Here is a 16,101-nt window from a genome sequence, read left to right on the forward strand (position 1 = left end):
TATTTCCTGATTTTACCGAGAATTACCCAGCTTGATGTATCTGAAATATCAAACTTTAGAATACGCCTTCATACTCCTATAGTGTTTTAATTTATGCTGATTTTAAATTTATTGTAGTAAGGTGAGGATTGAGACCATGGCAAAACAATCTGTTGAATCATACCCAACACCAACTCCTATCGATATCGGAAAACTCAACGCCTTCCTGAAAAAAAACGAAGAGATAGACTTTCGCACAGCCGATCTGCTGCATACCTCAAATATCGAAAAATACAAATGGCCAAAGCTCAAAAAAGATGAAAAAGAGAGCCTAGTCAAGCAACTGAAAGCTTACCAACGGATGCTGCGGGTTGTCCCACCAGGTCGAGACGATCTCGCCAAAGCTCTGTTAAAAAACGGTATTCAATCCTCCTTGCAGATTGCTAGCACACCGAAAAAAGTTTTCATCCAAAAAAACCTCGAACTCTTTAATAATGAAAGGACATTAGCTGAACAGGTGTACCTCCGCGCCCTTGCCCTGCGTAAAGCTGTTACACTGCAATATATGGCTCGCGTGCAGCAGTTAGAGCCACACACCCGCGCCGCTGGTCTTCAGCGTTAAACACCCCTAGATCCATAATTTAACTGAAAAAATTTAGTAGGACGTAACCAACATGGGAATGCTAACCAATATCCCCAATTATGCAGATTTGTTCGGCAACATCGACTTCAAAAAAGGTGACGAATTCCGCTCAGTTTATTCTCCAGCAGCTTATTTAGTTGACTTACTACAACTATTGGATGATGAGTTTGACTCCAGCACTATCGACTTTCAAGCTCGCCGAGATGATATCTACAACATCGATCTCGACGCAGAAAATACGACTACTCTGATTCCCTATCTTGATATTGTTAACGAAATACTGGAAGGACGAGTCCTAATAAATCTGGATGAAACTGCTACCACTGATGATGTCTATACAGAGCTGGAAAATGCGACATACCCCTTCAATATGCCGTTTTCCTTAGAAAACGAAAAAGTTAAGAACCATCTGCATCATTTGGGAATTTCTGCCCATGAGTTACGTCGCCTCTTTGCTACCGATACAGATTACACTACTGTGGCACGGGAATATTTGGGATTGTCAGAGACAGAGTGGACTGCACTTTTAGAACCAACAACTACAGTTACAGAAGAATCAGTCGCCCCATACTACGGCTATACAGATAGTAGTTCGATCGTCAATCTGTCTACAGTCTCTACCTTTATGGAGAGCACAGATTTAGAAGCCCAGGAGATGCTGGAACTACTGTACCAAAATCTCTACATTGAGCCGTCTAACCATTCTATTGTTGAAGCGGGTCGTGAGACTTTCTACATTAACACTGGCACGACAGCAGGGGAAGGCTACGTTGCGCTCAGTACCGACGAGACTAAGTTGGAATGGTACAGCATCGGCAGTGGCACCCCCAGTGATGTACCTATTGCTTGGTTTGACCGCACCAGTCGCTTTGTGCGACTAGCCCAGAAAACAGGTTTGAGCTTTACCGAATTAGATGGTATTCTGCGCCATTGCTGTCAGGATGGGAGGGGTACACCCACCCTGAGTCAGGAGACCTTGGTCTATATTGCCCAGGTTGTTTATATCCACAAAACCCTAGAAAAGCCCATCGATACCGTTGTGGCGATCCTGAGCCAGATATCCTATATAGGGCGAACAAACAACGATCTCCCCCAGGATAAATTCAACCGAATTTTTAACTTGCCCTGCGTATCTATTGATGAAAAATATTTTCACATTGAGGGTAAAACGGGGGAAGTTCCAGAACAGTATAAAGAAACCACTTATAAAACTTATACCCCCATCAAGTATTACGATGACTTGTTCAGCGATGACAATGATACGTATCGCCAACGCTTGCGTCATGCCTTGGGTTTTACTGAAACAGACCTAATTAATATTACCGAACGGCTAGAGTTTGAAGAGGTCGCCGATCGCAGTTTGTGGGAAGATAGCAGCTACGAATGGGAATTGCTAAATGTTCTGTACCGCATTCGAGCTTTATCTGATGCCTTGGATGTGCATTTCTTGGAATTGTTCATTCTCTTTGACTTGTTAGAACAAGACCCTTTTATCGGTCGATACGATCCCCATAATTACTTTGTGTACAATGCACCAATTACCCAAAAGTGCTTTGAAATTTTAATGGATGGCTATAGCACTCGTGCTGATGACACCACAACTTCCCATGCGATCGTTTATCAACGTACTAAGTACCGGGGGAGAAGCCAGAAAATGCTTCCAGGCAAATACAACCGTTCAGAATTCAGCCCTGTCGATGAGAAGAGAATGGGTTCGCTGAAAATACCTAAGGGCTGGACTGTGACTCTATATGAGGACGAAAACTTCCAAGGTAGATCTAAAACCTACACTGAAGATACCAAAAATGTTGGAGGATACTTCAACGATAAGACTTCATCTATCGTAATTACTGGCTCCACCTCTAATATTGGCGACAAGCTCTGGCTGTTTGAATCTCTCATAGCTCTGACTAAATGGATGAAGGAGTTTGGGTATTCGGCGGAAATGTTGTGGGCGATCGCTAATGGTGCCCCCATGACTGACAAGGCGGAAGAGGCACAGGAAGCTCAGGATCTTGCCCTTTATAATACTCTGTTGCAAAGCTTTAAGGCGGGAGAGATCGGTCCCAATAGCCTCACTGAAGCCCTCGGCGATGAACGAGCTTCCCACTTTGCCTTTAGCCTGATTAAAGAGCGCTACCGGGAGATGGAACCAGCCAAACCTCGATGGAATTGTAAGCGGAGTCATCATAAAAAGTATAAAAAGCATAAAAAGCTGAAAAAGCATGGTGTATACAAATACAAAATGCAGGATATGCTCCACAAGCGTATGCTGATGGCTCCGAAGGAACGTCATCATCTCCTGATGGCCTATAAAGCTCGTGAGATTCAGGAACTTACCCATGACTTTATTGAGCAACTGCTAGAGGTTTACGATTACGAATTTGTTGATTTGCAGCTTGAGACAAAGTTACAAGAGAAAATTTTCAAGAATCTTGTTAATCATCAAGCGATCGATGGCAGTGGAAAAATTCTGCTTGCTAACATGGAGAATAACGATTTGCCACCTCTACACGAATTCATGTTGGAGTATGATTTCAGCGATCTTCAGCAGGCTGTGTTTGATATCTTTCACCGCGTTTACCAAGAAGAAGTAGCTGCCCAACTTGAGGAAGGCGACACCATTGAAATCCAGGTGTTTAAATCAGATTTTGAGGAACTCGGTCTTTCGGCAGCAGAGGTGCGAGAACTTTACGATACTCTGATTTACAATGGCTACATTGATGAGGAAGGCTTTGCTACCGATGTAGAAATGCTCGGTGATGGGAGCAATGCTAGCGAGTTTGAATTATATACTGGATTTGGAGAGCTAAGGGGTCAGGTTTACCAACTTCTCAAGGTACAAATTGATAAATTTGCAGCTAGCAAGGTAAAAATCAGCGAACAGATGTTTGCAAAACTGGATTTAAAGCCGGTAGCGCTCCAAGATTTGATCCATAATCTCCATATGAGCGGCTACATTGACAAGCAGATGTTTGTCATTGACAAGATGCGCATTGTTGCTGAAACACCGCAGATGATGGAGCTAGCTCTCAAGTTTTATCCCCATCGCGAGGCAATTTGCAAAGTATTGAAGGATGCCATTGCTGCTGACAAAGAGACTTGGTTACAGATAGATCGCGGAGAATTGGGTAAAATTGCAGCCAAAGCAGTATCCTACTGGGTTTATGAAGATATCCAGAAACCGTATCTAAATGATCATGAATTGAATCCTGAAGCCATTGCATTTTTTAAAGAGGAGAGCAACCGCGACAGTTTCAAGTTACGATCCTACTTTGGTGAGAGTCAGACGGCGATCGTGTTTGATCATCTCGCAGGTATCGTCAATTATGCTGACCAATATCGCATCCCGGAACAGAAGCTAACAGCTTTAGACTTTGATGCTGAGGAAATCCAGGCTTTAAAGCAAAACTTAACCGCAATTGGCGTACTGGACGATCGAGGTCTCTTGAACTCCGAGCAAGTTCCATTCTTCTTGATACCAGAAAATGCAGCAACCTTCAGTATCCCTGGTTTTGAAGATTACAGCATAGAAGTTTTCTTTATCTTGTACGATGTGGCGCAAGCTATTGATGGGACAGTAAAAGCGGTTGACAAAGCGTTAAAAGATAACAGTGAGTCTCAGCAGAACGCGATTGTCGAACAGTTACAAGGGGTACTAGGAATTGATGCAGATGCAGTCAAAGCCTTGTCTAAAGAGATATTTAAGACCGAAGACAATTTACATTTCGCTTGGTTGCGACCGTTATTAGAAGATGCTAATGCTTTAGGACATCTGGATGAACTGCCTGAGAATATGCACTACACCCAGGCGGTGAAACGGATTCGCCAGTTAGCATTGTTAATCAAACAACAACAGTTGGATCTTAACGAGATCGAGCTAGCTCTGGAAGATCAGGATCTAGTGGATAAATTCCCTGAAGACATGATTTTGCCTGATGATAGCAATGGCAATCCGATTACCAGTGTGGATGCTCTCTTGGAAACGGAAGAGTTGCTCTATATCTTCAAGGATGATTATTATTGGATATACCTCGCCGAAGACTACATCCTAATTGATAAAAAAGACATCGACCTAGATAATGAAGATGATCGAGACTTAATAGACCGCCAAAAAGAAGACGAAGAATTGCAGAAGCACCTGAAGGAAGACCCCATTCGTCAGTTGTTTGCAGAAGAAGAAGAGAATATCAGCAAAGTGGATGCAGCTTTTATCGATCGCCACGGTACATGGGTTATTGTTAGTGACGAGTTCCACTATGTCCGGTATGCGGATAGCGATAGTTGGGATAGGCGCCAAAATAACTTTGGTCAGGTCGATAACGACTTTGAAAATCTAGAGATGATCGATGCTGCTTATGTGGATACAGAAGGGCGCTTGTTTTTGTTTGCTAACGATAAATATGTGCGGTATTCAGATTTAGGTTCTGTAGGTTCTAACCTTTCTTCTGACCTCAAGGTGGATCGGGGTTATCCCAAATCTATCGCTGAAGACTGGAACGATGAAAATCTTCCTATTCAACTTCCTAAGAGTTTCTCTCGCGATCTAGGTCCTCTGTTTGATGGGGTAGATAATTATAGCTATGCCTTCTTAGGCGATCGCTATGTCTCTTCAGAGAATGGTCAGGTGCGATCCGTAGCCGAAAAGTGGGGACATCGGGAATATAACTTTGGTCATCCCACCCACATTGATGCGGTCTTAGCTAGTCAGGGCAACTACTTTTTGTTCCTGGAGAATAAAGTAGCGAAATATGTTGGCAGCATTGAGCTAGCAAACTTACAGCCAGAAGACGGTTATCCCAAAGGAATACACCAGGAATTTACTGACCTGCCTGATGAATTTGTTTCTGGCATTAATGCGGCGCTTGGTAGTTGGGACGATACTATTTATTTGTTCCGGGATGATGAGTATGTCACCATCACCATTAACCGCAATGGAACTCGCAGAACCTCTGCAGCTCAAGAAACCAGGGAAATGTGGGGCAAGGTTGCTAATGATATTGCGCATCTTGGCAAGGTTGATGCAGCCTTTGTAGGTTTAGATGGCTACACTTATCTATTCTCAGGGGAACAATATGTGCGCTACTCCGGGAGTGATTACTCTCAGGTGGATGACGGTTTTCCCCGGAAAATCACAGAAGATTGGGAGGGACTAACCGAGGTTACAGGTGCCTTTGTGTTGGGGAATAAAACCTATCTGTTTGGTACGAATGGCGAGGATGAAAACGTTTATGTGCGCTATTCTACCCTGCGTAAGGATGAGGACGATTATCTGGAGGTAGATGAAGAAGATCCTAATGCTCGTGTGATTGAAACAGTGCTGGCAAACAGACCAGATGTTGATGAAATCGAAGTTTTTCCTACAACTGTGAACGATGACTTCTGGAGTCTACCCAATAGTGTCACCAATGGGGATGGGAATTTCCAGATTGACGCAGTGATGAATGGGGCAGAAGGTAAAGTATATCTGTTCTACACTGGTTCTGATGGTGAATTATATTATATCGAGTATGAACACATAAATCGCTGGTGGTCTGAACCCAAAGTCCTTTCGGAGCAATGGGATCGGACGGTGACAGGTCTGGATAATGAACAAGTCGTCGCCGGGTTTATGGGTAAAGATGGCAAAACCTATCTGTTCTACAAAGAAGAGACATCAAATGACTCCAAATATCTACGCTTTTCAGATGCTGAACTGCGCAAGGTAGACTATGGCTATCCCCGTTTGATTCGTAAGTTCTGGGGTAAAGTGCGGAACAATATTGAACGGACGGGTAAGGTGGATGCTGCCCTAATAGTGGAATCTCGGTGGGAAGAACAGGACAAAAATGGTCAACTGGTGGACATGACCGCCGAGCATACCTACCTGTTTTCTGGAGATCAATTTTTCCGCTATCTCCATGAAGACGGTGACTATACCTACGATGCTGTTGAACAGGGTTATCCCCGTTCTCTTGGCCGTCTCAAAGATGAACCCCGCTTCCGAGGGTTACAAACAACTTTCCCTGAAGGAATTGATGCTGCCTTTGCCGACCAACGCCAGGTATATTTGTTTAAGGGAAATAGCTTCCATGTCGTAATTGGAGATGAGGACAACTACAAGCACTATGACGATAACACCTTTACCAATGTGAAAGGTGTTGCTCAGGAAGGGGGAGTCAATTATCTGTTGCTCAACGAATTTGACTCTCGCTCTGAGACGAGCATCGACACCTGGTACAAAGTTAATCACTTGGAAGACAGGACGTTAACTAAGGAAGCAGTTACCCCCCGCACGGTGCAACGAGCCGAGGATATCCTGAATGCTGATGAAAAAACAATTACAGATGTTGATGCGGTACTCCATGGCACCGATGGGAAGAGTTATGTGTTTGCCGGGAACAAATACTACGATGTAGAGTTAGAACAAGGCTTTAATATTGCCGATGTCTGGGGGCGATCGCGCAATCCGATTTATGACCAGGAAACCATTGATGCAGCTTTTGTTGGTCGGGATGGCGTGACCTATGTATTTTCTGGGAAATGGTTTGTGGAGTATAACACGGACACGGAAAACTATACTGATAGTACCGTGACGTATCCTCCGCGACGCATTAGTGATAAATGGCGCGGTCTCAATAACGTTGCCCTTGCCTATGTCTGGAGAGAAGATACCTACTTGTTTGAGCGTCCCGATGCCAACGGTAACTTCCGTTATCTGCACTACACCAAAGATAGTTATGAGAAAACAGGTCGATTAGACCAAGGAGATGAAAGTCTGTGGGATATTCCTACTGCCTATAAGCGGGAAGGCTTTGACCCGGCAAATGGGGATATTGATGCCATTTTTGTCCATGAAGATAATCTGATATTTATCAGCGATCGCCACTTTATCAGCTTTAATCTCAATACCGAGAACTGGAGCGCTCCACAACTCCTAGAGCTGCTTTATCCCGGCGTTCCCTTTAACAAAACCGATTTCAAAACCTTGAAATCTGGGTTTGTGGGTAATGGTAGCAAGGTCTATCTTTTTAGCCAGGAACGTTATGCGACTTACAACGATGATAACGAGTGGAAAATTTTTGATATCAAAGATTATTGGGGTTTGCAAAAGAATATTTTTGAGGAGGGAGTAGATGCTGCTTGGGTGAACCCTACAGATCGCAGTACCTATCTCTTTGCCGGAGATTGTTATGTGCGCTATAGCGGTAGCGACTACCGTTATGTGGACGAAAGCTATCCCAAGGAAATTGGTACCTATCTACGGGATGAGCCAGCTTTTGCCTTTATGACCAAGGAATTTCAACAGCATTTAGACGATCTCGAAGCAGACTACGACCCAGACAACCCCACCCCGTTCTTCAAGGGTTTGCTAGACAATGGGCGCTGTCTATACTTCTTTACCGACAATACTCTCTTTACCGGTAGCCCAAACAAATATGTCGTCTATGACATTGATGGTTTGGGTCAAGTGGAAAATAACTTTACCCAGGGAGGCTATGTGGATAGTGCTTTTGTGGTAGAAGCGCAAGATCCACAAACAGAGGAATACTTATATGTAACCTACCTGTTCTCCGGCGAACAATATATTCGCTATACTGTCAAGCAGGATGTAGCGAATGAATACCAGGGAGACTATTACCGCTATATCGACGAGGGTTATCCCAAAATTCTTGGGGAAAGTTTCTATGCTGAAGAAAAAGACATACTGAATCTAAATTTAGAAGGATTGCAGTTGCCTGAAGATTATCGCAACGGCATTGACGCAACGTTTTATTCTACTGACCTGGGTTTGGTGCTATTCAATGAGAAGACTTATCTCCATGTTGCTCGTGACAACAATACTTTAGGAAATATCAACGACGTTTGGGGCTATCTCGACAATACCTTTATGGGTGGAGACGATCTGACTATTGATGGAGCTTATGTAGACAAAGAAGGAGGATTACTGATTTTCAAGGGTCTACAGTTTGTGCGTTACAGCGACACAGCCGAACTCTTTGCCCTCAACCCTTATGACGATCCTCGCTATGTAGATGAGGAATTTCCTCGCGACATCATTGAAATTTGGCCTCAACTGGATGCTACCATCCTCCAAACCGATGGCGTTGATACTGTATTCAAATTTGAAGATGAAATCTATTTCCATACCGGGGAATATTTCGTTACCTACAACCTGGATATGACTGACCATGATGAGGAGAAGCCGGTGCAGGTTCTGGCTTATCGTTGGGGAGAATGGTCTGATTATCTTTTGAGCGATATCCATGCTATTAGTCGCTTCAAAGACCTAAATCAACGGTTTACTGGAGGCGATCTTACCCTGACAGAATTGGTTAGTGGGGCAAATGGTGAGGTTCGGGAACCTTATATGCACTTTGCTGCCATCTTTAGCTTCGAGAAGGAAGAGGTTCGCTGGGTTAAACAGCACAATGCTTTTCTGGCAGATCCGGTGAATGTGGTTGAAGATGATTTCCACCTGGAACTGGTACTGCGCCTCTACGATATCCTTGCTACTACCCAACGGCTACGGGTAGATGTGTCCGCCTTCTACAAAGATGTTTGGGTCAATCTCTACGGTAGCAGTTCGCCAAATCTTAACAATGCAGCTACGGGTGCTTACGATTTGCTGGTGGCAGTGGACTGTAATAACAATTATGAAACCTTGGTCAAGCAGATTACCAATGAGGTGAACACTATCAAACGGGATGCTTTGGTGCCCTATGTCATCGCTAATGATGTTGAGATTACTACCACCCGACAACTCTATCAAAAACTACTCATTGATATCCAGATGGATAGCATTGCAGAAACATCGCGCATTAAAGAAGCAACCGCTGCCGTCCAACTTTATATCCATCGGTACTTTATGAACCTGGAGGATATTCAACTGGATGCCAGCGATCAACAGGAAATGCGCACAGTTCTCAAGGAAAGGTGGGAATGGCTGCAAAATTACCGCGTCTGGGAAGCCAACCGTAAAGTCTTTTTGTATCCAGAGAACTATATTCGCCCAGAGTTGCGCGAGAGCAAAACTGATATTTTTGAAGCACTAGAGGCAAGCCTTTCCCAAGGCGAACTCACTAAAATAAATATTGAAGAGGCATACTTCAAGTACCTTGATACCTTTACCGAGCTATCAGAGCTAACCATAGCTGGGGGCTATGTTTATGATGATAATAGCTCCGGTACTAATGATAAAAAACTGGTACTCTTTGGTCGCACTCGCACTGACCCCATGCGCTATTTTTATCGCTTTGGCACTTTTGTGGGTGGTAATAGCGTTGCTGCGGTTTGGGAGCCTTGGGAAGAACTACAAATCACAATTGATGCCATCCGTGTCGAGCCAGTGTTTGCCTTTAATCGCGTATTTGTATTTTGGGCAGTCTTAGAAGAAAGTTCAGAAGATCCGTCCTCCGCTCAAATAACTACCACTAAAAATAGTGATAGTGTGCAGACAGTCAGTTCTTCAGGGAATAGTCAAAAAGAAGTGAAGGTTTACTATTCCTTCTACAATTTGAACAAGCGCTGGACGCAACCCCAGGCTCTGCAAACTACCTTTAACGGTCTAGCGGCACTGAAGAATATTCTATACATCTCTAATGTGGATGTTTTTGTCGAAAATACCACCAAGTTGACGCAGGCATCGGGTGACCATGAGTACGAAAACATCTACATTAGTGTGCGCTTTTACCTGGGTACAACTTTCTCCTCAGCCACCTACGGTCCTTACTATAAAGCCTTTAACCTAACCCCTGAACTTTACTCTCAAGAGGCAAGCACCCAGCCTATTCAAAACCGTGGACAGGTCCTATTCAAAGAGCTTTTCCCAAATGAGTTTTCAAGTAGTGAAAACATCGAAGAAGACAATGTAGTAATGCTGAATTACACCGCTAATTCGATGGATGGTCCCTGGTTCGCTTATAACCACAATGGCTGCGGTTTTTTGGTCAAACCCGATGCGATCGCATTACCTAGCAATACCACTCTCAACCCACTGAGTGGAACCTCAAATATACCTATCAATAGCAATATTACGGCTGCGGTGCAGGTGTCTCAAGGTGGAAATGTTTACTACTTCCTAAAGGATAAGACCTATGTCACTGTCTCTGCAGATGGCAATATCATCTCAGGGCCTGCTGCAATTAATAGTCGTTGGGGAATTGATGACACCAGCCAGATGCAAACCAGCGGTAATGTTGATTCTGCCTTTGTCGCCAATGGTGCAAGTTATCTAACGCTAAATGGGCAAATCTATGAATATGACAGAGATAGTCAAGATCCCCTGGCTTTCTTGGTGAAAGAACCTAAAGGTTTGTCGGAATTGATTGGTGGAATACCCAATAGCTGGAGTAATATTGATGCTGCTTTTACTGCGACTATCAATGGCTCGAAGGTGAGCTTCTGGTTTAACAATACTTCAGGAACTGTGCTGCGTAGTGACACCGGTGGCATTGCCACAATTCGAGCTAGCTTTGGCCTGCCCAGTGACAGTGCAGGGCTAGTCAGTACCATATCAATTGCTGCTGTGTTTCAAAACACTCTACACCTGATTAGCAATGGCGCATACACCGTATACAACGCTGACGGCAGCAGTAGTCAACAAAAGGACGCTAAGGTTAAAACGGTATTGAAAAATATCTTTGGTGACTCCGCTCCCAAGGTGACTGGTCAAGGCAATATCCTGACAGGTCTAATGGTGATTGACGGTGGATTGTGGATTGTGGATGCTGTAGGACATAGTAATTATGTGAAAGCGGATGGTGTACAATCGCCACCTAGACCTTTTGATGGAAACTCTTACGACCAAAATTGGACTTCTGGTCTCAGCTATACCGACACCAATAATGTTTTGCACCACCTAGCCTTTTATAGCACCTATGGTGATGGTAGTCAGCTACTCAGTAACGGTAACAACTATCTAGCAAAAGCCTGGAGCAACTACCAAGGGGTTGATTTTGGTAGCGATGGCATTGGGTCTAACACCTACCTCTATGATACAGGGGTTAATGTTACAGGAGCTTTCACTACGGCTAATGGTAGCTACATTGTTATTATCACTAATGAGACTACTTATCACCTGTTTGACAACAGTCAGAGTCCCAAAGAAATTCTCACTCAACTAAGAACAGATAGTAACAAAGGTAATGTAGCCGTTCTCAGTCTACCAGTTTACCTGAATACCGTTTCGAGCAACCCTATATGGCAGGAAAATAAAGTTGATGCAGCCTTTATGGGTACGGCAACCCTTGGCACTGCAAATGCGTTGTATCTGTTCCGAGGCGATCAATACTTGCGGTTTACTCCGGATGAAAGTGGCAACTTTGCCAGTAAAGCTGATAGTGGCTACCCTAAAACCCTGTCCACAAATAATGAGGGTTTCCCTAAAAAAGCAGGATGGAACCAAATAGATGCTGCTTTCACACTAAATGACAGCAGTAATAATGTCTCCTACTTGTTTAACAATAATACTCAGGAATACTACCGTAGTGACACCAATCAATACCACACTACAGTGGACGTTTGGGGTGTGCTTTCCCTCACAAAACTACAGACTACACAGCAAGTGGATGCAGCCTATGTATCAAATGGTTACTTGTATCTGATTGTTAGTACAGAGTATTACCGTTACACACTTACCAGTAGCGCTGGTAATAGTGTGCTGGATACGATTCCTCGTTATATTGATAGTGGCTACCCCAAATCTATGGAGGGGGGTAATATTGATGCAGCCTTTGTATTAAACAATTACGTCTACCTATTTTCAGGTACAAATTATTATCGCGTGGATGCAGCTGCCGAAAGCAGCACTCAAGCGATCGCTCTCGGTAGCGCATCTTCCATTGCCGGCAGTTGGGGTAATATTCCCCAAGAGATCCGGGCTTCTGGCCTTGATGCTGCGTTCAAAAATATTGATAGTCAAGGCAAGGAAACCCTGTATCTGATTCAAAAAGATGCCTATATTTCCTACGATATGAGCAGTGCCAACGTAGCCAAACCCTACGAAATTAATGATGCCATGTACGAGGTCATTCGCCTCACGTCAAGCACTGCTGAACAACTCAATCAGATACTGTTTGTTAATGGTATTGATGGACTGTTAAAAATATCGACCCAGGAGATTAATGAATCCCCCACCATTAGCTTCGCTGCTTCCACACCTGGCAATATCCAGATGAACCGGAACAGGTTTACGACGGAACCAACTAACAGTCATCTTGACTTTAACAGTGCCAACGGTCTTTATTACTGGGAAGTATTTTTCCATGCACCCTTCCTAATTGCACAAACTCTCAACGCTGACCAGAAGTTTGAATATGCCAAACAGTGGTATGAATACATTTTCGATCCCACAGAAATTTCCGATTACTGGAAATTCTTGCCATTCCTCGCCGTTGATCCTGATGCCCTTATGAGTACCCTGGGGAATGACTTGGATGCTTTTGACGTGATTTCGACGGAAGTTCCTGTAAACAATCAACAGACAACTGTACAAACTGCCAAAATAGCTCTAGGAGTCCTGGCAGCAGATTTACAACCCTATCAAAATGTCTTTCTGGGTAAAATTGACCTGGCTCTTTACGAAGCGGATACTAACAAGAATCCACAGGGACTCAAACTTGCTAATATTGAAAATTGGAATACTTTCCAGAACCTAGTGACTGCTATTAGCAACCTCAATACTACTAATGCCAAAACTGACAGCGACAAAGCTCTCCTGGTGACTTGGAAGAGTGAAATGCAGGAAGTGCTGGAGATAGTCAAAAAACTCGAATACCGCCTTGGTTTGATGAACAACTACAGCGCTCAACTGGCGGTGTATTTTGCAGACCCCTTCGAGCCTCATGCTATTGCAGCGCTGCGTCCTATTGCCTACCGGAAAGCGATCGTCATGCACTATATTGATAATCTCCTGGACTGGGGAGATATGCTCTTCCGTCAGTACACCAGGGAGAGTATCAATGAGGCGCGAATGCTCTATATCCTTGCCTACGATATATTGGGTCAAAAGCCTGAGAATATCGGTCGAGTGGTACTGGGGAATACCACAACCTATAGCAACCTACGCCACTACACCGGTGAGTCTGATAATGAACAGCATGAAGATTATGACTTCCTCATTGACCTGGAAAACACGGCGATTAGTAATAGTGTAGCTGATTACGAACAGAGTCTCAGCTTTGCTGCAACTCAGTTTGATACCATTGCAAACCCCTACTTCTACCTCAAGGAAAACGAACTGTTTACAGAGTATTGGACGCGGGTAGAAGACCGACTCGCTAAGATTCGCGCTTGCCTGAATATTGATGGTGTTGCTCAGCCATTACCTTTATTCCAGCCACCAATTGATCCGATGGCATTGGTGAGTGCAGTTGCCGGAGGAGCTAGTATTGCTGGAGCTGCTGCAATGGCAATGGGTGCAGCTAATGTGCCGGATTACCGTTTTAGTTCCATGATGGCAAAAGCTCGTGACTTGGTGGGCAAGCTGAAAAGCTTGGGTGATGCTCTCCTGTCTGCCTTGGAGAAGAAGGATGCAGAAGAACTTAGTCTGCTCCAAAACAAACAGGAGTTGCTCATCCAGGATATGATGACTCTGATCAAAGAAGAGCAGATTAAGGAAGCAGAAGTCTCCCTGAAAAATCTAGAAGAAACCAAAAACAGTGCAAAAATACAACAGAGTCACTATGCAGATTTGATTGGTAAGAATCTATTACCAGAGGAGAAAACGCAAATCGGCTTGATGGGTGCTGCTGCTGGAATTCACGGGTTGGTGGTTTTAAGCCGGATTATCAGCGGTCTGTCCTATTTCGTACCGCAATTTACCGCCGGGCCTTTCAGCTTTGGGGTAACTTCTGGAGGCCGAAATGTAGGTGCTATGTTAAGCGAGTTTGGGGGATCTGCTGAATCCCTCGCTGAAGGGCTTAGTTTGGGTGGTGAAATTGCTGGAGTGATGGCTCAATACAAGCGTTCTGAGCAAGACTGGAAACTCCAAAAGGATATAGCTACTAGCGAAATCGTCCAAATTGACCATCAGATCGCTGCTCAAAAACATAGCATCACTAAGGCAAAACAGGAGTTGCTGGTACACCAGAAGGAGATCGAAAATAAGGAAGCGATCGCTAAGTTTATGAAGAGTAAGTTCTCTAATTTGGAACTTTACAATTGGATGAGTGGTAAGATTTCGGGTCTATTTTACCAAACTTATAAACTTGCCCATGATTATGCCAAGCAAGCGGAACAAGCCTTTATTTTTGAGCATGGAATTAAGGCGGGTGAGGTGAACTATATTGGCGGAATGTACTGGGATAGCATGAAAAAAGGATTGCTGTCTGGGGCGCAGTTAGAGCTGGATCTTGACCGCATGGAAAAGGCTTACATGGAAATGAATAGCCGTTCCCTGGAGATTACCAAGAATATTTCCCTGCTGGAAACCGATCCGATGGCTTTATTAGCTCTCAAAACTAAAGGATTCTGTACTTTCCGCTTGAGTGAGGAGTTATTTGATTACGATTTCCCAGGTCATTACAACCGCCAGATTAAAACTGTCTCCCTTGCTTTTGATATTGGGGAAGGTCAAAGTGTTAATGCTACCCTAACTCAACTGAGTCACAAGTTGGTGATGGATACGGATATCAAGGCAGTGAAACACTTGATCGATCCTGCCAATGAAGCTACCACGAATGTGCGGGCAAACTGGCGAGCAAATCAACAGGTGGCGCTGTCCCATGTGGATCAGTACACGGAAAATAACGGTATGTTCGAGTTGAATTTTGGGGATGATCGTTATCTTCCTTTTGAGGGAACTGGAGCAGTGTCAAACTGGCGCTTGGAACTCAATGGTAAGAAAGGATCTTACAATCCTGCGGATCTTTTGGATGTCACTATTAAGCTTCGTTATACAGCGAAGCAGGGAGGCAGTCGCTTTGCCAACGAGGTTAAAGGAGTTCTCAAACCTTATCATGCTACCAGTTTCTTTGATATGGCTTACAATTTCCCCGATCAGTGGGAGGCGCTCACTGCTGGTGGTGCTAATGAAGTGGAGATTGATTTCAACCGGAGTATGTTCCCTAATATGATGAGTAGCAAGATTATTGGGTTGTTCATGCGCTATGAGTACGAAGGGGGTACCAGTGGGGCTATCTTTACTATTAACAACGATCTGCAAGTGCCAAATAATACCTATTTGCAACCGAAAACCTTGAGTGTGGGGCAGAATGGGACTACTTGGATATTTGCTTTGAAAGGCGATCGTAGTACCTTGAAGAATGCGGAGATGATCTTGGTTTACAAGGCTAAGGTGTAGGACAGTTATCAGTTATCAGTGAACAGTTATCAAGATAGCTAAAAGCTGATAGCTGTTTTGTAACACAAGCATCCTGCTTGTTACAGGCTGGAAGCCTGTGTTACAAAAACTTTACCTCACCGTCCTCAAAAGTGCTGTAATATTCCTTTTACAAACAGTCTATAAAATATTACTTTTGAATTTTGAATTCCGTGAG

The 16,101-nt window shown here is 44.0% G+C and carries 2 protein-coding genes; both read left to right on the plus strand.

Annotated features, from left to right (window positions below):
- Positions 1 to 136: 136 nt before the first annotated feature.
- Complete coding sequence (locus tag F6K40_RS02685; protein ID WP_293130991.1) at positions 137 to 601, plus strand: hypothetical protein; 465 nt, start codon at positions 137 to 139, stop codon at positions 599 to 601.
- A gap of 52 nt (positions 602 to 653) precedes the next feature.
- Positions 654 to 15,905, plus strand: coding sequence for a Tc toxin subunit A-related protein (locus F6K40_RS02690; protein WP_293130994.1), 15,252 nt, complete (start codon positions 654 to 656; stop codon positions 15,903 to 15,905).
- The last annotated feature ends 196 nt before the right edge of the window (positions 15,906 to 16,101 follow it).

This window comes from Okeania sp. SIO3I5, from assembly GCF_010672085.1.
In the GTDB taxonomy this organism is placed as follows: Bacteria; Cyanobacteriota; Cyanobacteriia; order Cyanobacteriales; family Microcoleaceae; genus Trichodesmium.